A 26,332-nucleotide genomic window follows, 5' to 3' on the forward strand; every position below is an offset into this window, starting at 1 on the left:
CCGGGCTCACAAGCAGGGGAGCATACCGGAGCCTGCCCGGCACCCCGTAATCGGGCTCAGTCCCGGGCGACCAGCGTGAGCAGCGTGGCCTCCGGGCGGCAGGCCACCCGCACCCGGGCGTAGGGGCTGGTGCCGAGCCCGGCGCAGACGTGCAGCCACGCCGACCCGGGGTCACCGTCCCGGGAGGCGGCCGGATGCCGGTGCAGGCCGCGGGCCCGGGCCGGCTCCAGGTCGCAGTTGGTGGTCAGCGCGCGCCCGCCCGGCAGGCACACCTGCCCGCCGTGGGTGTGCCCGGCCAGCACCGCGTCGTACCCCGACGCTGCGAAGTGGTCGAGGACCCGCAGGTACGGCGCGTGCGTCACGCCCAGGCGCAGGTCGGCGCCCGGGTCGGCCGGCGGGACCGCGCTGAGCCGGTCGTAGCGCAGGTGCGGGTCGTCGACCCCGGCGAAGGCGATCGTCAGGCCGTCGAGCTTGAGGGACCCGGTGGTGTTGGTGAGGTCGAGCCACCCGGCCTCGCGGAAGTCGCGCACCAGGTCGCGCCACGGCAGCTCGGGTGCGTCGGTGCGCCGGGTGCCGTCGTCGGGCAGCAGGTAGCGCACCGGGTTGCGGAAGGTCGGCTCGAAGTAGTCGTTGCTGCCGAGGACGAAGACGCCGGGCACCTCGAGCAGCGGGCCGAGGGACTCCAGCACCGCCGGCACGGCGTCGCGGTGGGCCAGGTTGTCGCCGGTGTTGACCACCAGGTCCGGGCGCAGCGTGGCGAGTCCGGAGAGCCATTCCCGCTTGCGCTGCTGGCCCGGGGTGAGGTGCAGGTCGGAGAGGTGCAGCACGCGCAGCGGGCGGTGGCCGCGGGGCAGCACGGGGACCTCGACGCGGCGCAGCGTGTAGGCCCGGGCCTCGGCGGCGGCGTACGCGGTGACCGCAGCGGCGGCCAGGGCCCCGGCGCCGCCGACAGTGGCGAGGAGGCGGGCCGGGAACATGGGGCAAGGCTGCCACAATGGCCCGCATGAGTGCTCTCAAGGACCGTCTCCGCGCCGACCTCACCACCGCCATCAAGGGCCGTGACGAGGTGCGCTCCTCCACCCTGCGGATGGTCCTCTCCGCGGTGACGAACGCCGAGGTGGCCGGCAAGGTCGCCCGCGAGCTCAGCGACGAGGAGGTCGTCTCGGTGCTCGCCAGCGAGGCGAAGAAGCGCCGCGAGGCCGCTGTCGCCTTCGAAGACGGTCACCGCCCCGAGATGGCCGCCAAGGAGCGCGCCGAGGCCGAGGTGCTCACCGACTACCTGCCTGCCCAGCTGAGCCTGGAGGAGATCGCCGACCTCGTCACGTCCGCGATCGCGCAGACCGGCGCGGCCGAGGAGGGCATGCGGGCCATGGGCAAGGTGATGGGCATCCTCACCCCGCAGACCAAGGGTCGTGCCGACGGGGCCGCCGTGGCGGCCGAGGTGCGCCGCCAGCTCGGCTGACGCGCACCCCGGCGGTTCTCAGCGGCCGCGACCCCCGCCGCCGCGGCCACCGCCGCGGCCCGGGTCGCCCCCGCGGTCGTCGTCCCCACCGTCGTCATCCCCGTCCCCGTCATCGCCGCCACCAGTGCTGCTGGGCGGCGGCGCCGCCGAGGTGGCGCCGGCGCCGGCGACCTCGGAGGGGTAGACGAAGGACTCGTCGTCGAGGTAGTCGTCGATGACCCTCATCGCGTCGCCCCACATCGGACCGGCGAAGCCGGAGCCTGACGCGTTGCCGATGTAGTCGCCGCCGATGGTCTGACCCTCCAGGCCGATCGGGGTGCCGAACTCGTTGGCGCCGGCGATCATCGAGGCGGTCGCGAGGTTCGCGGTGTAGCCGATGAACCAGACCGCCCGGCCGCCGTTCGTCGTGCCGGTCTTCCCGGCCGCGTCCTGGTCGAGGGCCTGCGCGGAGGCGAAGCCGCCCTCGATGACGCCGCGCAGGATGTCGTTGACCGCGTCGGCGGTCTTCTGCTCGATCACCTGGTTGCAGCGCTTGGGGTAGTCCTTCAGCGTGTTGCCCCGGGGGTCCTCGATCTTGGTCACCGGCCGGCTGTCGCAGTGCAGGCCGCGGGCGGCGAACGTGGCGTAGGCCTCGGCCATCTCCAGCGGGCTGGCGTCGGTGATGCCGAGCGTGAACGACGGGACCCGCTCGGGCAGGCCGGGCTTCTTGCCGGTGGGGTTGTCGAGGTCGACGCCCATCGCCTTGGCCAGCGCGTAGGGCTCGCAGATGCCGGTCTTCTGCTCCAGCTGGGCGAAGTAGGTGTTCACCGACTCCCGGGTGCCGGAGTACATGTTCTTGTAGCCCGACGTCGTGGAGTTCTTCAGCTGCCACACGCCGTAGCCGTACGGCTCGCCGTCGCAGTCCTCGTAGCCGGACTCCTGGACCGAGATCGTCTCGGGGGAGTTGAACGCGGTGGTCAGCGGCAGGCCCTGCTCGATCGCGGCGGCCAGCACGAAGACCTTGAACGTCGACCCGGGCTGGAAGCCCGCGGAGTCGCCGTACTTCTGGTTCACCGCATAGTTGAGGAAGGTCTGGCCCTGCTTCTTGTCGCGGCCCATCGGCCGGGACTGCGCGATCGCGCGGACGTCGCCGGTGCGGGGCTCGACCATCGCCAGGCCGCCGATGGCGTTGTCGGTGGAGTAGACGTGGGTGGCGACCGAGTCATCGGCGGCCTTCTGGAACCGCTGGTCGAGCGTGGTCCGGATGGTCAGTCCGCCGGCGTACAGCAGGTCGCGGCGCTCGGCCTTGGTCTTGCCCAGCGACTTGTCCTGCAGCAGGTAGTTGATGACGTAGTCGCAGAAGAACGGCGCGGCGGAGGCGACGCACCCGTTGTTCGCGCGGGTCGGTCGCAGCCCGAGGCCCTTCGCCTTGACCTGCTCGGCCTTCGCCTGGGTGATCACGTTCAGCCCCGCCATCCGGTCCAGGACGACGTTGCGGCGCGCCAGGGCGCGGTCGGGGGCGTTCGTGGGGTCGTAGCCGGTGGGGTTCTTCACCAGCCCGGCCAGGGTCGCGGCCTGGCGCAGGTTCAGCTGGCGGGCGTTGACGTTGAAGTAGTGCTTCGCGGCCGACTGGATGCCGTAGGCGCCGTCGCCGAAGTAGGCGATGTTCAGGTAGCGCTCGAGGATCCAGTCCTTGGGGTAGTTCTCCTCCATCGCGATCGCGTAGCGCAGCTCGCGGACCTTGCGGGCGTAGCTGTCGTCGGTGGCCGCGCGCCGCTCCTCGTCGGTCTTGGCCTGGCTCAGCAGGGTCAGCTTCACCAGCTGCTGGGTGATCGAGGAGCCGCCCTGGACGGCGGCGCCGTCGTTGGCGGCGTTGGTGAGGAACGCGCGCAGCGTGCCCTTCAGGTCCAGCGCGCCGTGCTGGTAGAAGCGGTAGTCCTCGATCGCGACGATCGCCTCGATCATCGTGCGCGACATCTGGTGCAGCGGCACCTCGATCCGGTTCTCGTCGAACAGCGTGGCCACGAGCTCGCCCTTGCTGTCCAGGATCCGGGTCCGCTGGGGGAGCGCGGTGGTCTCCAGCTCCGCCGGGAGGTTGTCCATCGTCTCGGCGACGTTCTTGGCGCCAAGTCCGGCGACCCCCGCGAAGGGGATGGCGAGGCCGGCGACGACGACGCCGAGCACGGCCGAGACCGCCAGCATCACGGCGAGGTGGGAGACCACCCGGCGGGCGCCCAGCGGCTCGGTGGGGGGTTGCGACATGAGATCAGGGTACGTGGACCGGTCGACCCCGGGGATCGGCCGGTTGGAGGAACTAGTCATTTCGGACTATGCCATCTGGGCCCTATGGGTCTTTACCTGGGCGCCCGGAGTCTTTACCTTTGGCACAGAGGGGTGACCCGGGTGGGCGTCATGGGGCGCAGACCTATCGCGAGTGACATGGGGACCGAATTTCATGTGGGTTGAGGATTGGACGCCGCGCGCAGCATGCCGCGGGACGTCGCCGGACCAGTTGTTCGTCCGCGGCGCGGAGCAGAACAAGGCCAAGCAGGTGTGCTCGAGCTGTCCCGTGCGGACCGAGTGCCTGGCCGAGGCGCTCGACAACCAGATCGAGTGGGGTGTGTGGGGCGGCATGACGGAGCGTGAGCGCCGCGCGCTGCTGCGTCGTCGGCCGAACGCCTCGTGGCGCACCGTGCTGGAGACCGCGCGCGTCAAGGACGCCTCGGTCGTTCGGACCGGCTGACAGCGCTCAGCTTCCCTTCGCCAGCAACGCGCCGATCCGGCGCAGACCGGCGAGGTCGTGGACGTCGGTGGGCAGGGCCGGGACCACGACGGTCGGCACGTTCGGGTGCGCCGCGGCGAAGCGCTCGCGCAGCCGCGACTCCCGCTCGACGAGCCGGGCCTGGTCGGCGTGCAGTCGCAGCACGCCGGCGGTCACCGATTGCGGGTCGCGCTTGCGCACCCGCGCGGCGGCGGCCATCGCCTCGTCGGCCGAGAGCCGGCCCCGGGGCGGCGCCCCGGCCCGGTTGACCACGAGCCCGGCCAGCGGCATCGAGTCCTCCTCGAGCCGCTCCACGAAGTACGCCGCCTCGCGCAGCGCGTCCGGCTCGGGCGCGGCGACCACGAGGAACGCCGTCCCGTCGGCCTGCAGCAGCGCGTAGGTCTGCTGGGCGCGCTGGCGGAACCCGCCGAAGACCGTGTCCAGGGCGGTCACGAAGGTCTGCACGTCGCGCAGCATCTGCCCGCCGAGGACCTTGTTCAGGGCCCCCGTGATCAATCCGAAGCCCGCGCTCATCAGCTTCGCCGGGCCGCGGGCCGGAGCCAGCAGCAGCCGGATGAACCGGCCGTCGAGGAAGCTGGAGAGCCGCTCGGGGGCGTCGAGGAAGTCCAGCGCCGAGCGGGACGGCGGCGTGTCGACGACGATGAGGTCGTAGCTGCCGTCGCGCTGCGCCCCGGCCCGCACCTGCCCGAGCTTCTCCATCGCCATGTACTCCTGGGTGCCGGCGAAGGAGCTGGACAGGGCGATGTAGAAGGGGTTCTCCAGGATCTGGCGGGCCTTCTCCGGGGTGGCCTGGGACTCCACGACCTCGTCGAAGGTCCGCTTCATGTCCAGCATCATCGCGTCCAGGCTGCCGCCGGCCGTGCCCTTGATGCCGGCCACCGGCCGCGGGGTGTTGTCGAGCTTCTCGATGCCCATCGACTGGGCCAGCCGGCGGGCCGGGTCGATGGTGAGCACCACGACCTTGCGGCCGCGCTCGGCGGCGCGCAGCGCCAGCGCGGCGGCGGTGGTCGTCTTGCCGACCCCGCCGGAGCCGCAGCACACGATGATCCCGGTGCCGGGGTCGTCCAGCATCGCGTCCACGTCGAGCGGGGGCACCTGACCGGGGCGGGCGGCGAGCGGGCCCACTCGGGGCCGGCTCTCGCGGGGGCTCATGAGGTCCTCCTGCGGTTCATGCGAGGCCCTGCTCGCGCAGCTCGGCGGCCAGGGCGTAGAGGGCGCCCAGGTCGATCTCGGCGGGGATCCGGGGCAGCTCGTAGGTCGGGACCCCGAGACCGGCGACCACCTCCCGCTGGGCGTCCTCGAGCGCCCGGCGGTCGGCGTGGTCGCGGGCCTGGGCGAGGAGGCCGTCGACGAGGGTCTTGGTGACGTCGAGCCCGGCCGCGGCCAGGTCGTGCTCGATCGCCTCCCGGTCCAGCGAGCCGTCCCGCACCGAGACCAGGTCGGCCTCGGCGATGTCGCGGGAGCGGACCTGGTTGACCACGACGCCCCCGACCGGCAGCCGAGCGGCGCGCAGCTCGGCGATGCCGTCGGCGGTCTCCTGCACCGGCATCTCCTCCAGCACCGTCACCAGGTGCACAGCGGTCCGCGGGGATCGGAACAGCGTCATCATCGTGTCGGCCTGGCTCTTGATGGGGCCGACCTTCGCCAGGCCGGCGAGCTCCCCGCTGACGTTGAGGAACCGGGCGATCCGGCCGGTCGGCGGCGCGTCGAGCACCACCGCGTCGTACCGCAACGCGCCCCGGTTGCGGCTGTTGCGCTCGACGGCCTCGTAGACTTTGCCGGTCAGCAGCACGTCGCGCACGCCGGGCGCGATGGTCGTGGCGAACTCGGTGACCCCGAACCGGTCCAGGGCCCGGCCGGCGCGGCCGAGCTTGTAGTACATCGAGAGGTACTCCAGCAGCGCCGCCTCGGGGTCGACGTGCAGGGCGTGCACCGACCCCGCGGTCCGCTCGCCCTCACGGGGCAGGCCGGTGGCGATCCGGCGCTCGGCGTACGGCAGCGGGTCGACGTCGAACATCCGGGCGATGCCCTGCCGGCCCTCGACCTCGCAGAGCAGCACGTTGCGGCCGTGGGAGGCGAGCCCCAGGGCCAGCGCGGCGGCCACGGTGGACTTGCCGGTGCCGCCCTTGCCGGTGACCACGTGCAGGCGCACCTGCGGCCAGTGCGGGGTCGTCGCGCTCACCCCATGAAGAGTAGGGGACGGCCCTCAGGGGCGGGGCCCGCGGCGGCGCAGGCTGCGGGAGAGGTCGTGGGCGACCGTGAGCAGCAGCTCGCCCAGCTCGGGGCGCCGCTCCGGGCCGAACCGGCGCTCGATCCCGGTGAGGCTGAGCGCCCAGCGGGGCTGGTCCTGGGCGTCGAAGACGGCGGCGGCCATGCCCCAGCTGCCCTCGACCACGAGGCCGGGGTTGACGGCGTACCCCGACGCCCGGGTCGCGTCCACGTGGCGGCGCACCTGCGCCGGCGCGTGCTGGGGGCCCCAGTCGCGGCCGAGGTCGGCGTGCGCGAGGTACTCCTCGACCTCGGCGTCCGGCAGGTGCGCCAGCAGCACCATGCCCGCGGACGCGACCCCCAGCGGGAACCGGACGCCCTCGGCGAGCACGTGGGAGCGGATCGGGAAGCTGCCGTCCTCGCGCACCAGGCAGATCGTCTCCTCGCCGCGGCGTACCGAGAGGAAGGCGCTCTCCCCGGTCGCCTCGGACAGTCGGCGCACGAACGGGTGCGCCAGCGCGGTCACGTCGTAGCGGGTCGCGGCGGCGTTGCCCAACAGGTAGAGCTCGGGCCCGAGCAGCCAGCGCCCGGTCTCGGGGTCGCGGTCGGTCAGGCCGGCCCGGGCCAGCGAGGTCAGCAACCGGTGCGCGGTCGGCCGGGCCAGGTCGCAGTCGCGGCCGATCGCGGTCGTGGTGGCGCCGCGGGGCTCGTGACCGGCGACGGCCCGGAGCACCACCGCGGCCCGGCCGACGACGTCGACGGGAGTGTCCATCCAGTGAACGCTACCGCGTCGGGGCTTTCGGTCTGCGACTGATCCGCGTCAGCTGACCGGTCGGGCGTTGACGGGAGGCCCTGGCCCTCCTTCAATGCGGGGCATGGACAAGGTGCTGGGCTCGGCCGCCGAGGCGGTCGCGGACATCCCCGACGGGGCGACGCTCGCGGTCGGCGGGTTCGGGCTGTGCGGGATTCCGTCGGTGACGATCCAGGCGATCCTGGACGCGGGGACGAGCGACCTCGAGGTGGTCTCGAACAACGCCGGCGTCGACGGCTGGGGCCTCGGGCTGCTGCTCGGCGCCGGACGGCTGCGACGCGTGGTGGCGTCGTACGTCGGGGAGAACAAGGAGTTCGCCCGGCAGTACCTCTCCGGGGAGCTCGAGGTCGAGCTGACCCCGCAGGGCACGCTCGCGGAGCGGATGCGCGCCGGCGGCACCGGGATCCCGGCGTTCTTCACCGCGACCGGCGTCGGCACCCAGGTCGCCGACGGCGGGCTGCCGTGGCGCTACGACGCGTCCGGCGACGTGGTCGTGTCCTCGCCGGCCAAGCAGACCCAGGTCTTCGACACCGCCGACGGCCCGAAGGAGTTCGTGCTCGAGCACGCGATCGTCGCGGACTTCGGGCTGGTGCGGGCCTGGAAGGGCGACCGGCACGGCAACCTGGTCTTCCGCGACTCCGCCCGCAACTTCAACCCGCTGGCGGCCATGTGCGGGCGGACCACGATCGCCGAGGTCGAGCACCTCGTCGACCCCGGCGAGCTGAACCCCAACGACGTGCACACCCCGGGCGTCTTCGTGCAGCGGGTGGTCGAGCTGACCCCCGAGCAGGCGGCCGACAAGCGGATCGAGAAGCGGACCGTCCGTCCGCGCGAGGGGAGCGAGTCGTGAGCTGGTCGCGCGAGCAGATGGCGGCCCGGGCCGCCTCGGAGCTGACCGACGGCTCCTACGTCAACCTCGGCATCGGGCTGCCGACGCTGGTGCCGAACTACGTCGGCGACGACGTCGAGCTGGTGCTCCAGTCGGAGAACGGGATCCTCGGCGTCGGGGCGTACCCGCTGGACGGCGAGGAGGACCCCGACCTGATCAACGCCGGCAAGGAGACCGTCACGCTGCGCCGCGGGGCGTCGTTCTTCGACTCCGCGACCTCCTTCGGCATGATCCGCGGCGGCAAGATCGACGCCGCGATCCTCGGCGCCATGCAGGTCTCGCGGGCCGGCGACATCGCGAACTGGATGATCCCCGGGAAGATGGTCAAGGGCATGGGCGGCGCCATGGACCTGGTGCACGGGGCGAAGAAGGTGATCGTGCTGATGGAGCACGTCGCCCGCGACGGCTCCTACAAGATCGTCGAGGAGTGCTCGCTGCCCTACACCGGCCGCGGGGTCGTCCAGCGGATCATCACCGACCTCGCCGTGCTCGACGTACGCCCCGAGGGCCTGGTCCTGGTCGAGCTCGCGCCCGGGGTGACCGAGGCCGAGGTGCGGGACAAGACCGAGCCGGAGCTGGTGGGGTAGGGCGGGGCTCAGGCCGGCGGGCGGGTCCGCGCCGCGGTGACGGTGGCGAGCACGGCGAGCGCGGCGGCGAGCACGAAGACCGGCAGGAACGGGTCGGTGCCGGCGCGCTCGGCCGTCGCGTAGACGATGCCGGAGGTCGACAGGGCGAAGGCGGCGCCGAGCGAGTCCGCGATCGTGAGGGCCGAGGAGTTGAAGCCGCGGTCGGCGTCGGAGGACGCGGCCAGCATCGCCACGCCGGTCCGGGGATAGCCGAAGCCCATGCCGGCGCCCGCGACGACGTACGACGCCACCGCGAGGGCCGGGTGCAGGTGCTCGGCCACGACCAGCGCGAGGGCGACCGTCCCGCCGAGCACCAGGCCGGTGCCCCAGCACATCGCGCCCGTGTCGGAGACCCGGTCGCCCAGCCACGCCTGGACCTGGCTCGCCGCCGCCCACACGACGCCGACGATCATCAGCGCGATCCCGGCCTGTCCCGGGCTCTGGCCCCACTGCTCCTGGAGCACGAAGACGAGGTACGCCTCGGCGGAGAGGAACGAGGCGCTGAGCATCCCGCGGGTCCCGACGACCGCCGGCAGCCCGCGCGCTGCGACGAGCGCACCGGCCGGGAGCAGCCGGCGCAGGCTCAGCACCGCCACCACGAGTGCGGCCGCGGCCAGCCCGAGCAGGGCCCCGCTCCGCGAGCCCAGGAGCTCGAACCCGAGCACGGCCGTGGCGCCGGCGAGTGCCCAGACCAGGCGGCCGGTCGGGAACGGGATCTGGGTGCGGGTGACAGCCACCCGGCGCAGCGCCGGGGCGACCAGCCCCGCGGCCAGCGCGACGAGCACGACCACGCCCAGGAACACCCAGCGCCACCCGAGGGTGTCCGCGACCAGCGCGGCGAGCGCCGGGCCGAACAACGAGGGCAGCACCCACGCGGCGGCGAAGATGGCGAACACCGCGGGCTGCAGGACGGCCGGGAACACCAGCCCGACCAGCACGTAGAGGCAGACAGTGACCGCGCCACCGCCGAGTCCCTGGAGCACCCGGCCGGCGACCAGCACCTCCATCGACGGCGCCGTCCCGCAGACCACCAGGCCGAGCGAGAACAGCAGCAGCGCCGTGGCCAGCGGCGCCGCCGGCCCGCGCCGGTCGCTCCAGCCGCCCGCGACCACCATGCCCACCACGCCGCTGGCCAGCGGCGCGGCGAACGAGAGCGCGTAGAGCCCGACCCCGTCGAGGCGCTGGGCCACGGTCGGCATCACCGTGGTCACGGCCGTGGCCTCGAACGCCACGAAGGCGCACAGCGCGAACATGCCGACCGTCGTCGCGGCGTACGCCGGGGAGAGCAGCCGGGGAGACGGCGGTGGGGCGGTGACGGTCACCCCCGGACGGTAGGACCTCGATCGCGCTTGAGGTCAACCGGGTTCCGTGGAGGATGGGTCGGTGATCGCTTCGTGGAAGGACCTCTGCATCGACGCCGTCGACGTCGACCTGATGGCTCGGTTCTGGGGCGGCCTGCTGGGACGGGAGGTGGAGAGCCGCGGCGACCTGCGACTCCTCACGGGCGCGACCCCGGGCCACAGCGTCTGGATCAACCCGGTCCCGGAGCCGGTCACGGTCAAGCAGCGCGTGCACCTCGACGTGCACGCCGCCAGCGTCGACGACGTGCTCGACCTGGGGGCCACGCCGCTGGACCCCGACAGCTTCGACTGGCGGGTGCTGCGCGACCCCGAGGGTGGCGAGCTGTGCGTCTTCGAGCGGCAGGAGGTCCCGCAGGAGCGGCTCTACGAGATCGCTGTCGACTGCGCGGACCCCGAGCGGCTCGCCACCTGGTGGGGCGACGTGCTCGGCGCGCCGGTGCGTCCCGAGCCCCACGGCGAGGGGTACGCCGTCGCCGACATCCCCGGCGCCCCGTTCGACAGCCTGGTCTTCGCCGCGGTCCCGGAGCGCAAGGCCGTGAAGAACCGGATCCACTGGGACGTCGACACCGCCTCGGTGGACCTGCTCGTCGGCGCCGGCGCCCGGATGGTGCGGCCCCCCGACCGGGAGATCTCCTGGAGCGTGCTCGCCGATCCCGAGGGCAACGAGTTCTGCGTGTTCACGCGCTGAGTCCCGTGGGCACCCTGGGGTCATGAGCACCGAGCACGCCGGTCCGGACCTGAGCGCCGAGCAGCCACCGCGGTGGAAGGTCGTCGGGCCCGGGCTGGTGGTCGCGGCCACCGGCGTCGGCGCCGCGGACCTGGTCGCCACGCTGGTCGCCGGGGCGAAGTTCGGCTACACGCTGCTGTGGGTGGCCGTGCTCGGCGCCGTGATCAAGGTGGTGCTGGTCGAGGGGGCGGGCCGCTACTCGCTGGCGACCGGCCGCACGATCTTCGAGGGCTGGCGCAGCCTCGGCCGGTGGACGACGTGGTACTTCGCGCCGTACATCGTCATCTGGGGGATCGTGTACGGCGCGACCGCGATGTCGTCCTCTGCGCTGCCGCTGGTCGCGCTCTTCCCGGACCTGCCGCTGCGCTGGACGGCGGTCGCGATCGGGCTGGTCGGCCTGGCGATGGTCTGGTTCGGCTCCTACGCCGCCTTCGAGAAGGTGATGGCAGTCCTCGTGGCTGTCATGTTCGTGACCGTGATCGGCGCGGCGGCGCTCACCACGCCGAACCTCGGCGAGATCCTGCTCGGGCTGCGGCCGATCCTCCCCGACGACTCGGTCGTCAACGTGCTGGCGATCGCGGGCGGCGTCGGCGGCACGATCACGCTCGCGGCGTACGGCTACTGGCTGCGGGAGAAGGGCTGGTCCACCCCGCGCTTCATGCGGGTGATGCGCCTCGACAACGGGGTCGCGTACGCCGTCACCGGCGTCTTCGTGGTCTCGATGCTGATCGTCGGGGCCGAGCTGTACTACTCGGCCAGCATCGCCGTGGAGACCGGTGACCAGGCGCTGGTCCAGCTCGCCGACGTGCTCGAGGACCGGTACGGCGAGGTCTTCGGCAAGGTGTTCCTGATCGGCTTCTTCGCCTCCTCGTTCTCCTCGCTGATCGGGGTGTGGAGCGGCGTCAGCCTGATGTTCGCCGACTTCGTCGGCAATCTGCGCGACCTCCCGTCGGGCCACCCCGACACCCGCACCGGCGGCCGGTACTTCCGGGCGTACCTGCTGTGGCTGACCTTTCCGCCGATGCTGCTGCTCCTGCTCGACGAGCCGGTCGGCCTGATCCTCGCCTACGGCATGCTCGGCGCGCTGTTCATGCCGTTCCTCGCGATCACGCTGCTGGTGCTGCTCAACAAGCGCCGCGCAGGCGCGCTGCCGCACTCCGAGGTGCCCGACCGGTGGCGCAACGGGTGGCTGTCGAACCTGCTGCTGGGGCTGTGCGCGGTCCTCTTCCTGGTACTGGGCGCCAACGAGCTGCGCGACGTCCTGGTCGAGAACCTGTCATTCCTCTGACCGGTCCCGACCGATTTGGTCTGGCGGCGGGGCCATCGCCTGCGGCACCCTGGGCCGATGAGGATCGCGGTGGCCGGTGCGACCGGTGTGGTGGGGCGCTACGTCGTGGCGGCGGCCCGCGAGCGGGGTCACGACGTCGTGGAGCTGACCCGGGCCGCCGGGGTCGACCTGACCACCGAGACGGCGGCCGGCGTCCTGGAGGAGCGGCTGGCGGGGGTCGCCGCGGTCGTGGACACCACGAACATCAGCACCCAGCGGCGCGGGGCGGCCGAGGCGTTCTTCGGGAACGTGACCCGGCACCTGCTGGCCGCCGAGCAGACCGCTGGCGTCGGCCACCACGTCGCGCTCTCGATCGTCGGGATCGACCACATCGGGCTGGGCTACTACGCCGGCAAGAAGCTGCAGGAGCGGCTGGTGGCGCTCGGGCCGGTGCCGTGGAGCATCCTGCGCGCCACCCAGTTCCACGAGTTCGCCGAGCAGGTCCTCGGCTTCGCCCGCGTCGGCCCGGTCTCGCTGGTGCCGCAGATGCTGAGCCAGCCGGTCGCGGCCCGGGAGGTGGGCGACGCGCTGGTCGACGTCGTGGAGGCGGGCCCGTCGGGGCTGGCGCCCGACCTCGCCGGGCCCGAGCGGCTGCAGATGGTGGACCTCGCGCGGCGGGTCTCCGAGGCCCACGGCCTGGGCCGGCGGGTGGTCGGCGTCCCGGTCCCGGGCGCGTCCGGGCGGGCGATGCGCGGCGGCGCACTCACCCCTGCCGCCGGCGGCCCGCGCGGCTCGGTGACCTTCGAGGAATGGCTGGCCGGTGCCTGAGACCACACCCGAGCTGGAGGAGCTGCTGGTCCCCGACGCCGCTGGCTGGCGCGCCTGGCTCGCCGAGCACCACGCGGACCGGGCAGGGGTCTGGCTGACGCTGACCAAGAAGGGCGGCACGGCCACGGCGCTCGGCTACCAGGACGCGGTCCTCGAGGCGCTGTGCTTCGGGTGGATCGACGGCCAGCAGCGGCGCCGCGACGAGCACGCCAGCCTGATCCGGATGACGCCGCGGCGCCCGCGCAGCGCGTGGTCGGCGGTCAACGTCGCCCGGGTGGCCCGCCTGGAGGCGGAGGGGCGGATGACCGACGCCGGCCGGGCCGCCGTCGAGGCCGCCCGGGCCGACGGCCGGTGGGACGCGGCGTACGCCGGCCCGGCCACCGCCGAGGTGCCGGCCGACCTCGCGGCCGCCGTGGCCGCCGACCCGCGGGCCCAGGCGATGTTCGAGGTGCTGACCTCCGCCAACCGCTTCGCGCTGATCCACCGGGTCGGCCAGGCCAAGCGCCCGGAGACCCGGGCCCGGCGGATCGCGACGTTCGTCGAGATGCTGGCCCGCCACGAGACGCCGTACCCGCAGCGGCGCCGGCCGGGGTGAGGCCCGCCGAGGATCCTCGGGGTTCTCGGCCACTGCACGCCCCCAGGAGCGCGGGGAGTGCCCCAGAAGTCCGGCCTCAGTCCAGCGCCAGCCCGGCCGCCGGGGCGACCCGGGCCGCCCGGCGGGAGGGCAGTACGCCGGCCAGCAGGCCCGCGACGCCGGCGACCAGGACCACCAGCGCGAGCTGACCCCACGGGAGCACCAGCGGCGCCTCGTCGACCGCGTTGGCGACCAGCGTCTGCACGGCGACCCAGGCGAACGTCACCCCGATCGCGGTGCCGAGCACCGTGGCCACCACCGAGAGCAGCACCGCCTCGGTCGCGAGCATCCGCCGCAGCTGGCGCCGGGTCAGACCGAGCGCCCGCAGCAGCGCGTTCTCCCGGGCCCGCTCGATCACCGACAGCCCCAGGGTGTTGCCGATGCCGACCAGCGCGATCAGCACGGCGATCCCGAGCAGCGCGACGACCGCGCCGGTCAGCACGTCGAGCTGGAGGTCGACCCAGGCCCGGCTGGAGAGCCCGCTGACCAGGTCGGCGCCCGCGGCCGCCGCCAGCGCGGTCAGGTCCCCGGCCAGGTCCTCGGCGTCGGTGCCGGCTCCGGCGCGGACCCACACCGCCCGCGGGGTCGGGGAGTCGGTGAGCGCGGCCAGCGTCGCCGGGGCCACCAGGGCCGCGCTGCCCCAGGTGTCGCCGGTGTCGACGTCCAGGGTGACGGTGCGGTCCCCGGCGGTGACCCGCACCCGGGACGGCACGTCGCCGTTCAGCTCCTCGGAGGGGAGCCAGATCCGGCCGGGGCGCGGCGCCGCGATCGAGGGTGCCCGCCGGTCGCGCACCACGTCGGCGGCGGCGGCCGGCGGGGCGAGCACCTGCAGCGGCCCCACGCCGGAGACCACCGCGTCGGTCCCGTCCAGCGCGACCGCGTCGACGACGCCGTACGCCGCCCGCACGTCGGGCAGCAGGGTCGGGGGCAGCGGCCCGTCGGTGGTGGTCAGCGCCGCGTCGAGCGGGTGGGAGCGGTCCATGTCGGTGGCGACGGAGCCGCGGGCGCTGGCCAGCCCGGTCAGCACGGCGGTGGTGAGCGTGACGCCGATCAGCAGCGAGGCGGTCGTGGCCGCGGTCCGGCGCGGGTGCCGGACGGCGTTCCCGGTCGCCAGCCGGGCGGCGGGGCCGCCGAGCCGGCGGGTCAGCGCGCCCGCGGCCGAGATCAGGGCCGGCACCAGCAGCGGGCCGAGCAGCAGGACGCCGCCGAACGAAGCAGCCCCGCCCGCCACCATCAGCTGCGCGGAGTGGGCGGCGATGGCCGCGGCGAGCGCGGCCCCGCCGCCGAGCACCAGCACCGCGCCGGTGGCCGTGCGCCACCGGCCCGCGCTGGTGCGCAGGTCGACGCCGGTGTCGGGGCGCAGCGCGGCTAGCGGGCTCACCCGGACCACCCGCCGGGTGGGCAGCCAGGCGGCCACGAGCGTGACGCCGATCCCGACGACAGCCCCCGCGGCGTACCAGCGGGCCGAGATCTCGACCGCGCCCATGATCCCCTCGGGCAGCAGGTCGGCGGTGAGCGCGACCAGGCCGTGGCCGCCGGCCGTGCCGGCCGCGAGGCCGAGGGCCGAGGCGACCACGCCCAGTGCGAGGGCCTCCACGCGCACCGCCCGCAGCAGCTGGCGGCGGGTGCTGCCCACGCAGCGCAGCAGCGCGAAGTCGCGGGTGCGCTGGGCGAAGAGGATCGCGAACGTGTTCGCGATGACGATGACCGAGACGAACAGCGCGATCGCGGCGAAGAGCAGCAGCACCCCCGCGATCACGTCGATCTCGTTGTTGAGCGTGGTCTGGCGCTGCTCGACGAACTCGCGCCGCGGCTGCACGCTGGCCCCGGTCAGGGCGCCCAGCTCCTCGACCTGGTCCGCGGCGGACCCGGGCCCGGCGTAGGCGACGGAGTCCACCTGCAGGCTGCTGGCCCAGGCGCCGACGGTGCTCCACGGCAGGTAGAACGCGGCCCCGGCCCAGGCGGACGGCGTGTCGACCAGGCCGACCACCGTGACCTCGGTGGCCCGGGATCCGGTCCCGACCCGCAGCACGTCACCGGCCTCGATGTCGTAGACCTTGGCGGCGTTGGTGTCGGCGACGGTCTCCCCGACGGCCCCGGGGTAGCGGCCCGAGCGGAGCTCCTGCCAGCGCAGGGCGGGGTCCTCGGCGAGCACCCCGACGTCGGCACGCTCGTCGAGCAGCCGGCCCGCGGAGGTCACCGGCTGGATGCTCCAGCCCAGCACCGCGGCGGATCCGCCGTTCTCGGCCGCGTGCGCGAGGACCTCGGCCGCCGCACTGCCGTCGAGCTCGGAGACCACCACGTCGGCGTTGCGGTAGGGCAGCCCGACGCCGGCGGTGACGCCGTTGCGGGTCGCCGAGGCGAGCGCCCCGGTGACCACGATGAAGCCGACGCCGATGGTGATCGCCACGACGGCGGCGACGTAGCGGCGCGCGTGGGTGCGCAGCGAGGCCAGCAGCACGGTCCTCATCGGTCCCCCCGCAGGGTCGCGATCAGGGTGTCGGCGGTCGGGTCCACGAGGTGGGCGCGGACCGCGCCGTCGGCGAGCACGACCACGTCGTCGGCGTACGCCGCCGCGGCCAGCTCGTGGGTCACCATGACCACGGTCTGGCCGAGCTCGCGCACCGAGGTGCGCAGCAGGCCGAGCACCTCCGCGGACGCCTCGCTGTCGAGGTTGCCGGTCGGCTCGTCGGCGAAGACCACCGCGGGGTTCGTGATCAGCGCCCGCGCGATCGCCACCCGCTGCTGCTGGCCCCCGGAGAGCTCCCCGGGCCGGTGCCCGAGGCGGTCGGCGAGGCCGAGGGTGGCGGTGAGCCGCTCGTAGCGGTCCCGGTCCACCCGGCGGCCGGCCAGCTCCAGGGGCAGCAGCACGTTCTGCCCGGCGGTGAGCATCGGCAACAGGTTGAAGGCCTGGAAGACGAAGCCGAGGTGCTCGCGGCGGAACAGGGTCAGCTGGTCGTCGTCGAGCCCGTGCAGCGGGCGGCCGGCCACGGTGACGGTGCCGGCGCTGGGCTGGTCGAGCCCGGCCAGGCAGTGCATCAGCGTGGACTTGCCGGAGCCCGAGGGGCCCATGATCGCGGTGAACCGGCTGGCGGGCAGGTTCAGGTCGACCCCGCGCAGCGCGTGCACGGCGGCGTCGCCGCGGCCGTAGGTGCGGGTCAGGCCCCGGGCGGTCGCGGCCAGGTGGGTGGTGGCGGGCGGGGTGCTCCCCGCGGTCGTGGTCGTCATGGCCACGACGCTTCCAGCCGGCCGGGCCCGGGGCGTCAGCCCGCGGGCGGGACCCGGCGTACGACTCAGGTCGCAGAGACCAGCGCGGTGTCGTACGCCAGGACGACCAGCTGGACCCGGTCCCGGGAGCCGGTCTTCGCCAGCAGCCGGCCCACGTGCGTCTTGACGGTGGTCTCGGCGACCACCAGCTCCGCGGCGATCTCGGTGTTGGAGAGGCCGCGCGCGATCAGCACCAGCACCTCCCGCTCCCGATCCGTCAGCGCGGCCAGTCGGGGGTCCTCGCGCGGGTCGCCGGCCGCCCCGGGGTCCTCGGGGAGCGCGGCCACGAAGTGCTCCAGCAGTCGGCGGGTCGTGCTCGGGGCGACCACCGCGTCGCCGCGGTGCACGGCGCGGATCGCGCCCAGCAGGTCCGGCGGGGCGGCGTCCTTGAGCAGGAACGCCGCGGCGCCCGCGCGCAGCGCCGCGAAGGCGTACTCGTCGAGGTCGAACGTGGTCAGCACGATCACCCGCGGGCCCTCGCCGGCAGGGTGCCGGGCGGCCAGCAGCCGGGTGGCCTCGACGCCGTCCAGGCGCGGCATCCGCACGTCCATCAGCACCACGTCGGCGCGGGTCGCCGCGAGCCGCTCCAGGGCCTCACGGCCGTCGCCGGCCTCGCCGACGACCTCCAGGTCGGGCTGGCTGCCGACGAGCATCGCGAACCCGGCGCGCACCATCTGCTGGTCGTCGACGAGGAAGACCCGGATCGGGGCGTCGGGGGAGCTCACAGGGGGATCCTCGCCGAGACCCGGTATCCGCCGGCGGGGCGGGGTCCGGCCTCCAGCTCGCCGTCGTGGACGGCGACCCGCTCGCGCATCCCGACCAGGCCCAGCCCGCGCCCGTCGTCCAGGCTGGCGGCGCCGCGCCCGTCGTCCTCGACCAGCACGGTGAGCTCCGGGCCGACCGCGACCTCGACCCGGGTGCGCACCCCCGGCCCGGCGTGCTTGCGCACGTTCGTGAGCGCCTCCTGCACGACGCGGTACGCCGTGAGCGCGACGCCGGGCGGCACCTCGGCGGCGGGGTCCGGCAGCCGCGCCTGGAGCGCGACGCCGGACGCCTGGGTCTCGGCCACCAGCACCGCGATGTCGCCGAGGCGGGGCTGCGGGCGGGTCCCCGTCGCGCCGTCGGTGCGCAGCAGCCCGAGCAGGCGGCGCATCTCGGTGAGCGCCTCGCGCCCGGTCGCCGCGATCGTCTCCAGGGTCCGCGGAGCGACCTGCGGGTCGTGCTCGGCGGCGTACCTCGCCCCGTCCGCCTGGACGACGATCACGCTCAGGCCGTGGGCGACCACGTCGTGCATCTCCCGGGCGATCCGGGCGCGCTCCTCGGTCGCGGCCAGCTCGACCTGCTGGCGGGCCTCCCGCGCGATCTGCTCGCCGCGCTCGACCAGCGCCGCGACGTACGCCGCGCGGGTCCGGCCCAGGGTGCCGAGGGCCCAGGCGGTCATCACGATCGTGCTGATCAGGAGGAAGTAGATGGCGATCGGACCCGCCGTGACCTGCCCTCCGAAGCCGTCCAGCCAGTCCTCGGTCGCCACCGCGGCGGCGCACACGCCGACCGCCAGCGCCGCGGCCCCGGCGACCGCCGAGCCGAACCGCGCGACCGAGTAGACGGCGATCGGGAAGGCCACCTGGCCCCACAGCGGGAGATCCAGCGGCACCACCTGGACCGCGCTCGCCACGGCCACGGCGGCGAAGGCAGCCACCGGCCGGGTGCGCCGCCAGAGCAGCGGGAGGATCTGCGCGGTGCTCAGCAGCACCTCGACCGGCTCGCTCCCGGCCACCAGCATCGCCAGGACCGGCAGCATCAGCCCCGCGACCAGGGCCCGGTCGAACCAGCGGCGGCCGCGCTCGTCCAGGCGCCAGGGCTGGTGCGGGGTGAGCAGACGGTCCACGGCGGTCACGCTAGACCCCGCGGCCGGGTCCGGGCGTCCGACCACGGGATGACCCGACCCGGGGCCCGGCGCCGGGCTGCCGGCGCGGAGTAGGGTCGCGCCATGACGAAGTGGGAGTACCTGACCGCGCCGATCCTGACGCACGCCGCCAAGCAGATCCTGGACAACTTCGGGGCCGAGGGCTGGGAGCTGGTGCAGGTCGCACCCGGCATGAACCCCGAGAACATGGTCGGCTACTTCAAGCGGCCGCTGGCGGGCTGATGAGCGCCGCGGAGGAGCGCCTCGCCGCGCTGGGCCTGTCGGTGCCGGAGGTGGCCGCGCCCGTCGCGGCGTACGTCCCCGCCGTCCGCTCCGGCGACCACGTCTTCACCTCCGGCCAGCTGCCGATGCGGGTCGGCGAGCTGATGGCCACCGGCAAGGTGGGCGCCGAGGTGACGACCGAGGAGGCCTACGCGTGCGCGCAGCAGTGCGTGCTGAACGCGATCGCCGCCGTGCGGGCCGAGCTCGGCGACCTGGACCTGGTCGAGCGGGTGGTCAAGGTGGTCGTGTTCGTCGCCTCCACCCGCGACTTCACCGGGCAGCCGCAGGTGGCCAACGGCGCCTCGGAGCTGCTCGGCCAGGTCTTCGGGGACGCCGGCGTGCACGCCCGGTCGGCCGTCGGGGTGACGTCGCTGCCGCTGGACGCGCCGGTCGAGGTCGAGCTGATGGTCCGGGTGGCGGCCGGCTGATGCGGGTCCCGCTCCCGCCGGTGCCGCTGCCGGCCGAGGTGGCCGCGCTCGCCCAGCAGTACGCCGAGGGGGCCCGCACGCCCACCGAGCCGCGCAACGCGGCCACGGTGATCCTGATGCGCCCCTCCGAGCGCGGGCCGGAGGTCTACTACATGCGTCGGCAGGTCTCGATGGACTTCGCGGCCGGCATGGCTGTCTATCCCGGCGGCGGCGTGGACCCGCGCGACTTCGACGCCAGCGTCGGCTGGGCCGGGCCCGGTCCCGCCGAGTGGGCGAGCCGACTGGGGTGCGCGGAGGAGACCGCGCGGGCGCTGGTCGCCGCCGCGGTGCGGGAGACCTTCGAGGAGTCGGGGGTGCTGCTCGCCGGCCCGTCGGCCGACGAGGTCGTCGCCGACACCACCGGCGCGGACTGGGAGGCCGACCGGGTGGCGCTGGAGTCGCGCGAGCTGGCCATGACCGACTTCCTCAACCGCCGCGGGCTGGTGCTGCGCACCGACCTGCTCGGCGTCTGGGACGCGTGGGTGACGCCGGTCTTCGAGCCGAAGCGCTTCGCCACCTGGTTCTTCGTCGCCGCGCTGCCGCAGGGCCAGCGCACCCGCGACGTCTCGACCGAGTCCTCCTCGGTGACCTGGCTCCCCGCGCGGGTCGCGGCCGAGCAGGCCGATGCGGGCGAGCTGGCGCTGATGCCCCCGACGTACCTCACCTCGCTGGAGGTCGGCACCCACGCCGACCCCGAGGAGGTGCTGGCGACCGCGGCGTCCCGCTCGGTGCGGATGTTCTGCCCCACCGCCGAGCCGTACGGCGCGGACTGGACGCTCTCGGTGCCGCCCCGGCTGCGGGACCTGCTGGCCTCGCGGGAGCGCGGATGAGCGGCGCCTGGAACGGCGGCAGCTATCCGCCGCGGGCCGAGTGCCTGCTCGCCCCGAATCCTGGGATCATGACCCTCGACGGCACCAACACCTGGGTGCTGCGCGAGCCGGGGGCCGGCCCCGACCAGCAGCGCGCCGTGGTCGTCGACCCGGGCCCGATCCAGGACGGCCACCTGGACCGCCTGGTGGCGGAGACCGGCGAGGTGGGGCTGGTGCTGCTGACCCACCTCCACCTCGACCACTCCGAGGTGGCCGAGACCTTCGCGCGGGCCAAGGGCTGCGCGGTGCGTGCCCTGGACCCGGCGTACTGCTTCGCGGGCGACCCGGTCGCCGACGGCGAGGAGCTGGACGTCGACGGGCTGCGGCTGCGGGTCCTCACCACGCCGGGCCACACCGCCGACTCGATCTCGCTGGTGCTGCCCGCCGAGCGGGTGCTGCTCAGCGGCGACATGGTGCTCGGCCGCGGCACCACTGTCGTGGCGCACCCCGGCGGGCAGCTGGGCGCGTACTTCGACTCGATCGAGCGGATGCGGGCGCTGGTGGCCGCGGGCGAGGTCGAGACCATCTGGCCCGCCCACGGCCCGGTCCTCGACGACGCCGGCGCGGTCCTGGACTTCTACCTGGCCCACCGCCGCGACCGGCTGGCCCAGGTCGAGGCCGCGCTCGCCCACCTCTCGGTCGCCGTCTCGCCCCACCTCGCCGACGACGACTCCCTGCCCCGTCGGGTCGTCGAGGTCGTGTACGCCGAGGTCGACCCGGTCCTCTGGGACGCCGCCGAGCTCTCGGTGCGCGCCCAGCTCGCCTACCTCTCCTCCCGTTGAATCGGGACCTCTGACGGCCGAGTCGGGAGTTGTGACCTTCGAGTCGGGACTTCTGGTGGCAGTGCGCGCCGCTTGCTCTCCACAGGCCGGTGGGGGCGCACCCCTGTCCACAGCGCTACGGCGTCCGGCGCCTCCGCGGGCGTGGGCCGACGCATCGTCGCGGCATGCGGAGCCGATGGCCTGACGAGCCGTTCACACGTGCGGAGCTGTCCGGGCTCGACATCACCGCCGCCGAGCTGCGGCGCGGGCTGGCCGAGGGCGAGGTCCGTCCGGTGGTGCGTGGCGCGTTCCTGGCGGCGCACCTGCCCGACACCATCGAGCTGCGCGCTCGGGCGGTGGCCAAGGTGGTCAGCCCGCACCACGTCGTCACCGACCGCACCGCCGCCTGGCTGCACGGCGTCGACACGCACGGGTACGCCGAGCACGACGGTCCGCCCCTGATCGAGTCGTGCGCCCTGCGCTGGCACGAGCCGACCACCCTCCCCGGGGTCGACGGTCGCACCCGCGACCTCGCTCCCCGCGACGTGATGGCGCTCCACGGCGTACGCGTGACGACACCGCTGCGCACCGCCCTCGACCTCGGCTGCTGCCTGCGCCGGCGCGAGGCCTTCGCCGCCATGGTGATGCTCGCCCGGCTGCATCACCTGACCGCCTCCGAGCTGGTCCGGGAGATGCGGCGATATCGCCGCCGCCGCGGCGTGGTCCAGCTGCGCGAGCTCGCCGGCCTGGTGGATCCCCGGATCGAGTCCCAGCGGGAGGCGTGGACGCTGCTCGAGATAGCCGACGCCGGGCTGCCGCTTCCGGAGCCCCAGGTCTGGGTCGAGGTCGACGGGGTGCCGACATACCGCCTCGACCTCGCCTACGAGCACCGCAAGGTCTGCGTGGAGTACGACGGGGGCGCGGCCCACTCGAGCCCGGAGCAGCGCGCCTACGACGAGCGTCGCCGGCGGTGGCTGCGCGAGCACGGGTGGGTGGTGATCGTCGTGCGAGCCGGCGACTTCACCGGCGAGGCGCGGGACCGGTGGCTCGCCGAGCTCAGCGCGGCGCTTGCTCCGGCGTACTCCAACCGCAGGTGGTGACCAGGAGTCCCGACTCGACCGTCAGGACTCCCGACTCGACCCGCGCAAGTCCCGACTCAACTCAGCGGGCCCGGCGGCCCAGCCGCTCGACGTCCATGATCACGACCGAGCGGGGCTCCAGGCGCAGCCAGCCGCGGGCCGCGAAGTCGGCCAGCGCCTTGTTGACGGTCTCGCGGGAGGCGCCGACCAGCTGGGCCAGCTCCTCCTGGGTGAGGTCGTGGTGGACGTGGACGCCGTCGTCGGCGGTGCGGCCGAACCGGTCGGCGAGGTCGAGCAGCGCCTTGGCCACGCGACCGGGTACGTCGGAGAAGACCAGGTCGGCCACCACGTCGTTGGCCTTGCGCAGCCGGCTGGCGAGCTGGGCGAGCAGGCCGCGGGCGACCATCGGCCGACCGTCGAGCCAGCGCAGCAGGTCCTCGTGGGAGAGCGAGGCGAAGCCGGCGTCGGTGACGGCGGTGACGGTGCCGGAGCGCGGGCCCGGGTCGAAGAGCGAGAGCTCGCCGAACATCTGGCCGGGGCCGAGGATCGCGAGCAGGTTCTCGCGGCCGTCGGCCGAGGTGCGCCCGAGCTTCACCTTGCCGTCGAGCACGACGTAGAGCTTGTCGCCGGTGTCTCCCTCGTGGAAGAGCACCTCGCCGCGTCGCAGTCGGCTCTCGGTCATGGAGGCGCGCAGCGCGGTCGCGGCCTCGTCGTCCAGAGCACTGAAAAGCGGTGCCTGACGCAGCACGTCGTTGTCCACGGTTCCTCCTTGGTTGCGCCGGCTGGCATGCGCGGCGTCGCGGGAATCCTATCCAGTGCCCTAGATCACAGGAACCATTGGTCCCCCAAGGAACGTATTCGGCCGGCGCGGCGGCCTGTCGGAGCCGCGCCGTACCCTTGCCCCGTGCCCGCCGTCGAGACCGCCACCGGACTGGTGCGCCGCGCCCGCAAGATCGACCGGGTGCTGGCGCAGACCTACCCCGACGCGCGCTGCGAGCTCGACTTCGACAACCCCTTCGAGCTGCTGGTCGTGACGGTCCTGTCCGCGCAGACCACCGACAAGCGGGTCAACGCGGTCCGGCCCACCCTGTTCGCCGCCTACCCCGACCCGGCCGCCATGGCCGCTGCCGACCGGGCCCACCTCGAGCAGATCCTCGGGCCGCTCGGGTTCTTCCGGGCCAAGGCCGAGTCGCTGCTCAAGCTCAGCGCCGTCCTCGTCGAGCAGTACGCCGGCCAGGTGCCGCCCCGCCTCGACGACCTCGTCAAGCTCCCAGGCGTGGGCCGCAAGACCGCCAACGTCGTGCTCGGCAACGCCTTCGGAATCCCCGGGATCACCGTCGACACCCACTTCGGCCGGCTGGCGCGCCGCTTCGGCTGGACCGAGCAGACCGACCCGGTCAAGGTCGAGCACGCCATCGGCGCGCTGTTCCCGCCCCGGGACTGGACGATGCTCTCCCACCACCTGATCTGGCACGGCCGCCGGGTCTGCCACGCCCGCCGCCCGGCCTGCGGCGCCTGCCCGGTCGCCCGCTGGTGCCCGGCGTACGGCGAGGGCCCGACCGACGCGGCCGAGGCCGCGAAGCTGGTGAAGACCGAGGGCCGCGCGTGAGGGTCCGCATCCTGGCCGTGGTCGGCCTGCTGCTGACCGCGCTGCTGTGCTCCTGCGCGCCGGAGGCCGACGAGCCCGGCGACGGCGAGTCCGGGGGACCCTCGGCGTCCAACATCGACGTGGATACCCCCGAGCTGCGGGCGCTGAAGAAGCGGGCCGGCATCGAGCCGTGCGTCCCCGGCCCCGCGACCGACGGAGGGCTGCCCTCGCTGACCCTGGCCTGCCTGGGCGGCGGGCCGGCGGTCGACCTGGCCAGCCTCGAGGGCCCGCTCGTGCTCAACTACTGGTACGCCGCCTGCGGGCCGTGCCGCAAGGAGATGCCTGCCGTGCAGGACTTCTACGAGCGGTACGGCGACCGGGTGCCGGTGATCGGCATCGACATCATGGACGTGATGCCGAAGGCCGCGCTCGAGCTGGCCGAGCAGACGGGCGCGCGCTACCCGCAGCTCGCCGACCCGGGCGGGGACCTGCAGGGCACCGACCTGCGCGCGATCGGCTATCCCACCTTCGCCTTCCTCGACGCCGACGGCGAGACCACGATGGTCGGCGGCGGGATCGAGTCCGCCGAGGAGCTGGTCGAGCTCGTCGAGGAGCACCTGGGGATCGCGCTGTGAAGCCGTTCCCGCCCTGGCTGCTCCCGGTCCGGGAGGCCTGCGGCACCATCGAGGCCGAGCAGCTGACCCGCTACGTGCCGCCCGAGGGCGCCGACGTGCGCCGCGGCGCGGTGCTGATGCTCTTCAGCGAGGGGCCGCTGGGCGGGGAGGTGCTGCTGACCGAGCGGGCCCACGACATGCGCTCCCACCCCGGCCAGGTCTCGTTCCCCGGCGGCTCGGTCGATCCGGGGGAGTCGGTCGTCGAGGCCGCGCTGCGCGAGGCCGAGGAGGAGGTCGGCGTCGTGCCGAGCTCGGTCGAGGTCTTCGGGATGCTGCCGGAGCTGTGGCTGCCGCCCAGCAACTTCGCGGTCACGCCGGTGCTGGGCTGGTGGCGCGAGCCGGCCGAGGTCGGTGTGGTGAGCGAGGCCGAGGTGCACGCGATCCACCACGCGCCGATCGCGGAGCTGATGGACCCCGAGCACCGCGTCACCGTGCGCCACCCCAACGGCTACACCAGCCCGGGCTTCCTCATCGGGACCGACAAGGACGTCATCCTCTGGGGCTTCACCGGCGGTATCGTCGCCCGGCTCTTCGACTACCTGGGCTGGACCCGTCCCTGGGACTCCTCGCGGGTGCGTGACCTGCCGGCGTACATGCTGCAGGGTGACTCCCGGACCCAGCGCAACGCGCGGGCCGGGCTCCTCGACATCTCCGACGAGGAGCACGAACGACGGGAGCGGCCGTGAACGTCCTCGACTGGCTGCTGGTCGTGGTCGTGCTCGCCTACGCCCTGTCCGGCTACTGGCAGGGCTTCGTGACCGGTGCCTTCGCGACCGCCGGGCTGCTCCTCGGCGGGCTGTTCGGCATCTGGCTCGCGCCGATCGCCCTCGGCGAGGCCGAGCAGTCGCTGGTGGTCTCGCTCGCGGCCCTGTTCATCGTGATCCTGTCCGCGTCCCTGGGCCAGGCCCTCTTCCAGTACGCCGGCGCCCGGATCCGCTCGCGGATCACCTGGCAGCCGGCCCGGGCCCTGGACGCCGTCGGCGGCGCCGCGCTCAGCGCGGTCGCCGTGCTGCTGGTCGCCTGGGCGCTCGGGGTGGCGATCTCCGGCAGCCGGATCGGGGCGATCACCCCGGTGGTGCGGGAGTCGACGGTGCTGGCGAAGGTCAACGACACGCTGCCGCTGTCGGCTTCCTCGCTGCTGCGCTCCTTCGACTCGGTCGTCGGGACCACGTTCTTCCCCCGCTACCTCGAGCCGTTCGCGCCGGAGCGGATCGTCCAGGTGGCCCCCGGCGAGCAGGCGCTCCTCGGCCAGCCCCGGGTGGCGGCGGCCGAGGAGAGCGTGCTGAAGATCCGCGGCTCCAACAGCTGCGGACGCGGCGTCGAGGGCACCGGCTTCGTCTACGCCCGGGACCGGCTGATGACCAACGCCCACGTCGTCGCCGGGGTGTCCGACCCGGAGGTCGTGGTCGACGGCGGCTCCCCGATCCCGGCCGAGGTGGTCCTCTACGACTCCCGCCTCGACCTCGCGGTGCTGGCCTTCGACAGCGGGGACCGCGCGGCCCTCGATCTGGACTCCTCGGCCCAGCCCAAGGAGTCGGTGGTGATCCTGGGCTATCCCGAGGATGGCCCGTACGACGCCCAGGCCGCCCGGATCCGATCCGAGCAGCGGCTGCGCTCGCCCGACATCTACGGCAGCGGGTCGGTGACCCGGGAGGTCTTCTCCCTGCGCGGCCTGGTCCGGCCCGGCAACTCCGGCGGGCCGATCGTGGCGCGCGACGGCGACGTCGTCGGCGTCGTCTTCGCCGCGTCGGTCACCGACAGCGAGACCGGCTACGCGCTCACGGCCGACCAGGTGTCGGCGGCGGGGGACGCCGGCCGGGACCGCACCGCCGAGGTGTCGACGGGCGCCTGTGCCGGCTGAGCGG

At 74.2% G+C, this 26,332-nt stretch carries 28 protein-coding genes; 17 read left to right on the plus strand and 11 right to left on the minus strand.

Annotation, left to right across the window (positions count from 1 at the left end):
• Nucleotides 1-56: 56 nt before the first annotated feature.
• Nucleotides 57-977, minus strand: coding sequence for a metallophosphoesterase (locus EBO35_RS01160; protein WP_122816102.1), 921 nt, complete (start codon nt 975-977; stop codon nt 57-59).
• A gap of 26 nt (nt 978-1,003) precedes the next feature.
• Between EBO35_RS01160 and EBO35_RS01165 the strand changes: the two genes are divergently transcribed.
• Nucleotides 1,004-1,462 (plus strand): GatB/YqeY domain-containing protein, encoded by a 459-nt coding sequence (locus EBO35_RS01165; RefSeq protein ID WP_122816103.1) that lies wholly within the window; start codon nt 1,004-1,006, stop codon nt 1,460-1,462.
• 18 nt (nt 1,463-1,480) lie between these two features.
• On the opposite strand, the gene EBO35_RS01170 is transcribed toward EBO35_RS01165, so the two are convergent.
• The gene (locus EBO35_RS01170; protein WP_164477750.1) at nt 1,481-3,703 is read right to left on the minus strand and encodes a transglycosylase domain-containing protein; all 2,223 of its coding nucleotides are present in this window, start codon (nt 3,701-3,703) and stop codon (nt 1,481-1,483) included.
• 193 nt (nt 3,704-3,896) lie between these two features.
• Between EBO35_RS01170 and EBO35_RS01175 the strand changes: the two genes are divergently transcribed.
• Entirely contained in the window at nt 3,897-4,184 is a 288-nt protein-coding gene (locus EBO35_RS01175) for a WhiB family transcriptional regulator (RefSeq protein ID WP_122816104.1), read from the plus strand.
• 6 nt (nt 4,185-4,190) lie between these two features.
• Here the strand turns inward: EBO35_RS01175 and EBO35_RS01180 are convergent, their stop codons facing one another.
• Genes EBO35_RS01180 through EBO35_RS01190 form a run of 3 tightly spaced genes read right to left on the minus strand, consistent with a single transcriptional unit; the run spans nt 4,191 to nt 7,203 of the window.
• Nucleotides 4,191-5,375: an ArsA family ATPase gene (locus EBO35_RS01180; RefSeq protein ID WP_206422633.1), complete on the minus strand. Its 1,185-nt coding sequence runs from the start codon at nt 5,373-5,375 to the stop codon at nt 4,191-4,193.
• A 16-nt stretch (nt 5,376-5,391) separates the two neighbouring features.
• Entirely contained in the window at nt 5,392-6,405 is a 1,014-nt protein-coding gene (locus tag EBO35_RS01185) for an ArsA-related P-loop ATPase (protein WP_241153799.1), read from the minus strand.
• Nucleotides 6,406-6,429: 24 nt separating this feature from the next.
• On the minus strand, nt 6,430-7,203 hold the full coding sequence (locus tag EBO35_RS01190; RefSeq protein ID WP_122816105.1) for an IclR family transcriptional regulator: 774 nt from the start codon (nt 7,201-7,203) through the stop codon (nt 6,430-6,432).
• A gap of 103 nt (nt 7,204-7,306) precedes the next feature.
• Between EBO35_RS01190 and EBO35_RS01195 the strand changes: the two genes are divergently transcribed.
• Nucleotides 7,307-8,092: a CoA transferase subunit A gene (locus EBO35_RS01195; RefSeq protein WP_122816106.1), complete on the plus strand. Its 786-nt coding sequence runs from the start codon at nt 7,307-7,309 to the stop codon at nt 8,090-8,092.
• Entirely contained in the window at nt 8,089-8,718 is a 630-nt protein-coding gene (locus EBO35_RS01200; protein ID WP_122816107.1) for a CoA transferase subunit B, read from the plus strand. Before EBO35_RS01195 ends, EBO35_RS01200 begins: the two co-directional genes overlap by 4 nt.
• An 8-nt stretch (nt 8,719-8,726) precedes the next feature.
• Here EBO35_RS01200 and EBO35_RS01205 read toward each other — a convergent pair whose 3' ends face one another.
• On the minus strand, nt 8,727-10,079 hold the full coding sequence (locus tag EBO35_RS01205; RefSeq protein ID WP_122816108.1) for an MFS transporter: 1,353 nt from the start codon (nt 10,077-10,079) through the stop codon (nt 8,727-8,729).
• Nucleotides 10,080-10,140: 61 nt separating this feature from the next.
• Between EBO35_RS01205 and EBO35_RS01210 the strand changes: the two genes are divergently transcribed.
• Genes EBO35_RS01210 through EBO35_RS01225 form a run of 4 tightly spaced genes read left to right on the plus strand, consistent with a single transcriptional unit; the run spans nt 10,141 to nt 13,535 of the window.
• Complete coding sequence (locus tag EBO35_RS01210; protein WP_122816109.1) at nt 10,141-10,806, plus strand: VOC family protein; 666 nt, start codon at nt 10,141-10,143, stop codon at nt 10,804-10,806.
• Between the two features lie 22 nt (nt 10,807-10,828).
• The gene (locus EBO35_RS01215; protein WP_122816110.1) at nt 10,829-12,133 is read left to right on the plus strand and encodes an Nramp family divalent metal transporter; all 1,305 of its coding nucleotides are present in this window, start codon (nt 10,829-10,831) and stop codon (nt 12,131-12,133) included.
• A 57-nt stretch (nt 12,134-12,190) separates the two neighbouring features.
• Nucleotides 12,191-12,940: an SDR family oxidoreductase gene (locus EBO35_RS01220; protein ID WP_122816111.1), complete on the plus strand. Its 750-nt coding sequence runs from the start codon at nt 12,191-12,193 to the stop codon at nt 12,938-12,940.
• Nucleotides 12,933-13,535, plus strand: a complete 603-nt coding sequence (locus EBO35_RS01225; RefSeq protein ID WP_122816112.1) for a YdeI/OmpD-associated family protein — start codon at nt 12,933-12,935, stop codon at nt 13,533-13,535. The genes EBO35_RS01220 and EBO35_RS01225 overlap by 8 nt, the downstream gene beginning before the upstream one ends.
• Nucleotides 13,536-13,611: 76 nt before the next feature.
• On the opposite strand, the gene EBO35_RS01230 is transcribed toward EBO35_RS01225, so the two are convergent.
• From EBO35_RS01230 to EBO35_RS01245, 4 genes are all read right to left on the minus strand, one after another.
• On the minus strand, nt 13,612-16,044 hold the full coding sequence (locus tag EBO35_RS01230; protein ID WP_122816113.1) for an ABC transporter permease: 2,433 nt from the start codon (nt 16,042-16,044) through the stop codon (nt 13,612-13,614).
• Nucleotides 16,041-16,802, minus strand: a complete 762-nt coding sequence (locus tag EBO35_RS01235; protein WP_122816114.1) for an ABC transporter ATP-binding protein — start codon at nt 16,800-16,802, stop codon at nt 16,041-16,043. The genes EBO35_RS01230 and EBO35_RS01235 overlap by 4 nt, the downstream gene beginning before the upstream one ends.
• Nucleotides 16,803-16,867: 65 nt before the next feature.
• Entirely contained in the window at nt 16,868-17,566 is a 699-nt protein-coding gene (locus tag EBO35_RS01240; RefSeq protein WP_122816115.1) for a response regulator transcription factor, read from the minus strand.
• Entirely contained in the window at nt 17,563-18,729 is a 1,167-nt protein-coding gene (locus EBO35_RS01245; protein ID WP_122816116.1) for a sensor histidine kinase, read from the minus strand. The genes EBO35_RS01240 and EBO35_RS01245 overlap by 4 nt, the downstream gene beginning before the upstream one ends.
• A gap of 102 nt (nt 18,730-18,831) precedes the next feature.
• On the opposite strand from EBO35_RS01245, the gene EBO35_RS19310 reads away from it, so the two are divergent.
• The 5 genes from EBO35_RS19310 to EBO35_RS01265 all read left to right on the plus strand — a co-directional run bounded on the left by EBO35_RS19310 (nt 18,832) and on the right by EBO35_RS01265 (nt 22,226).
• Nucleotides 18,832-18,990, plus strand: coding sequence for a DUF4177 domain-containing protein (locus EBO35_RS19310; protein ID WP_164477751.1), 159 nt, complete (start codon nt 18,832-18,834; stop codon nt 18,988-18,990).
• Nucleotides 18,990-19,457 (plus strand): RidA family protein, encoded by a 468-nt coding sequence (locus EBO35_RS01250; RefSeq protein WP_122816117.1) that lies wholly within the window; start codon nt 18,990-18,992, stop codon nt 19,455-19,457. The genes EBO35_RS19310 and EBO35_RS01250 overlap by 1 nt, the downstream gene beginning before the upstream one ends.
• Complete coding sequence (locus EBO35_RS01255; protein ID WP_122816118.1) at nt 19,457-20,326, plus strand: NUDIX hydrolase; 870 nt, start codon at nt 19,457-19,459, stop codon at nt 20,324-20,326. The genes EBO35_RS01250 and EBO35_RS01255 overlap by 1 nt, the downstream gene beginning before the upstream one ends.
• Nucleotides 20,323-21,147 carry an MBL fold metallo-hydrolase gene (locus tag EBO35_RS01260; protein WP_122816119.1) on the plus strand — a complete coding sequence of 275 codons (825 nt, stop codon included), beginning with the start codon at nt 20,323-20,325 and terminating at the stop codon, nt 21,145-21,147. The genes EBO35_RS01255 and EBO35_RS01260 overlap by 4 nt, the downstream gene beginning before the upstream one ends.
• A 164-nt stretch (nt 21,148-21,311) precedes the next feature.
• Nucleotides 21,312-22,226 carry a DUF559 domain-containing protein gene (locus EBO35_RS01265; protein ID WP_122816120.1) on the plus strand — a complete coding sequence of 305 codons (915 nt, stop codon included), beginning with the start codon at nt 21,312-21,314 and terminating at the stop codon, nt 22,224-22,226.
• A 61-nt stretch (nt 22,227-22,287) separates the two neighbouring features.
• Here EBO35_RS01265 and EBO35_RS01270 read toward each other — a convergent pair whose 3' ends face one another.
• On the minus strand, nt 22,288-22,965 hold the full coding sequence (locus EBO35_RS01270; RefSeq protein WP_122816121.1) for a Crp/Fnr family transcriptional regulator: 678 nt from the start codon (nt 22,963-22,965) through the stop codon (nt 22,288-22,290).
• 144 nt (nt 22,966-23,109) lie between these two features.
• Between EBO35_RS01270 and nth the strand changes: the two genes are divergently transcribed.
• The 4 genes from nth to EBO35_RS01290 are packed head-to-tail and all read left to right on the plus strand — an operon-like array spanning nt 23,110 to nt 26,328.
• Nucleotides 23,110-23,814, plus strand: a complete 705-nt coding sequence (gene nth, locus EBO35_RS01275) for an endonuclease III (protein WP_241153800.1) — start codon at nt 23,110-23,112, stop codon at nt 23,812-23,814.
• Nucleotides 23,811-24,428 (plus strand): TlpA disulfide reductase family protein, encoded by a 618-nt coding sequence (locus EBO35_RS01280; RefSeq protein ID WP_164477752.1) that lies wholly within the window; start codon nt 23,811-23,813, stop codon nt 24,426-24,428. The genes nth and EBO35_RS01280 overlap by 4 nt, the downstream gene beginning before the upstream one ends.
• Entirely contained in the window at nt 24,425-25,153 is a 729-nt protein-coding gene (locus EBO35_RS01285) for an NUDIX hydrolase (protein ID WP_122816123.1), read from the plus strand. The genes EBO35_RS01280 and EBO35_RS01285 overlap by 4 nt, the downstream gene beginning before the upstream one ends.
• On the plus strand, nt 25,150-26,328 hold the full coding sequence (locus EBO35_RS01290; RefSeq protein ID WP_122816124.1) for a MarP family serine protease: 1,179 nt from the start codon (nt 25,150-25,152) through the stop codon (nt 26,326-26,328). The genes EBO35_RS01285 and EBO35_RS01290 overlap by 4 nt, the downstream gene beginning before the upstream one ends.
• Nucleotides 26,329-26,332 lie beyond the last annotated feature (4 nt).

The organism is Nocardioides pantholopis, assembly GCF_003710085.1.
Classification (GTDB): Bacteria; Actinomycetota; Actinomycetes; order Propionibacteriales; family Nocardioidaceae; genus Nocardioides; species Nocardioides pantholopis.

Excerpts from the sequence above, each read along its gene's own strand:
- EBO35_RS01160 (WP_122816102.1), bottom strand. The coding sequence starts at position 977 with ATGTTCCCGGCCCGCCTCCTCGCCACTGTCGGCGGCGCCGGGGCCCTG.
- EBO35_RS01165 (WP_122816103.1), top strand. The coding sequence starts at position 1,004 with ATGAGTGCTCTCAAGGACCGTCTCCGCGCCGACCTCACCACCGCCATC.
- EBO35_RS01170 (WP_164477750.1), bottom strand. The coding sequence starts at position 3,703 with ATGTCGCAACCCCCCACCGAGCCGCTGGGCGCCCGCCGGGTGGTCTCC.
- EBO35_RS01175 (WP_122816104.1), top strand. The coding sequence starts at position 3,897 with ATGTGGGTTGAGGATTGGACGCCGCGCGCAGCATGCCGCGGGACGTCG.
- EBO35_RS01180 (WP_206422633.1), bottom strand. The coding sequence starts at position 5,375 with ATGAGCCCCCGCGAGAGCCGGCCCCGAGTGGGCCCGCTCGCCGCCCGC.
- EBO35_RS01190 (WP_122816105.1), bottom strand. The coding sequence starts at position 7,203 with ATGGACACTCCCGTCGACGTCGTCGGCCGGGCCGCGGTGGTGCTCCGG.
- EBO35_RS01195 (WP_122816106.1), top strand. The coding sequence starts at position 7,307 with ATGGACAAGGTGCTGGGCTCGGCCGCCGAGGCGGTCGCGGACATCCCC.
- EBO35_RS01215 (WP_122816110.1), top strand. The coding sequence starts at position 10,829 with ATGAGCACCGAGCACGCCGGTCCGGACCTGAGCGCCGAGCAGCCACCG.
- EBO35_RS01220 (WP_122816111.1), top strand. The coding sequence starts at position 12,191 with ATGAGGATCGCGGTGGCCGGTGCGACCGGTGTGGTGGGGCGCTACGTC.
- EBO35_RS01230 (WP_122816113.1), bottom strand. The coding sequence starts at position 16,044 with ATGAGGACCGTGCTGCTGGCCTCGCTGCGCACCCACGCGCGCCGCTAC.
- EBO35_RS01235 (WP_122816114.1), bottom strand. The coding sequence starts at position 16,802 with ATGACGACCACGACCGCGGGGAGCACCCCGCCCGCCACCACCCACCTG.
- EBO35_RS19310 (WP_164477751.1), top strand. The coding sequence starts at position 18,832 with ATGACGAAGTGGGAGTACCTGACCGCGCCGATCCTGACGCACGCCGCC.
- EBO35_RS01250 (WP_122816117.1), top strand. The coding sequence starts at position 18,990 with ATGAGCGCCGCGGAGGAGCGCCTCGCCGCGCTGGGCCTGTCGGTGCCG.
- EBO35_RS01255 (WP_122816118.1), top strand. The coding sequence starts at position 19,457 with ATGCGGGTCCCGCTCCCGCCGGTGCCGCTGCCGGCCGAGGTGGCCGCG.
- EBO35_RS01260 (WP_122816119.1), top strand. The coding sequence starts at position 20,323 with ATGAGCGGCGCCTGGAACGGCGGCAGCTATCCGCCGCGGGCCGAGTGC.
- EBO35_RS01265 (WP_122816120.1), top strand. The coding sequence starts at position 21,312 with ATGCGGAGCCGATGGCCTGACGAGCCGTTCACACGTGCGGAGCTGTCC.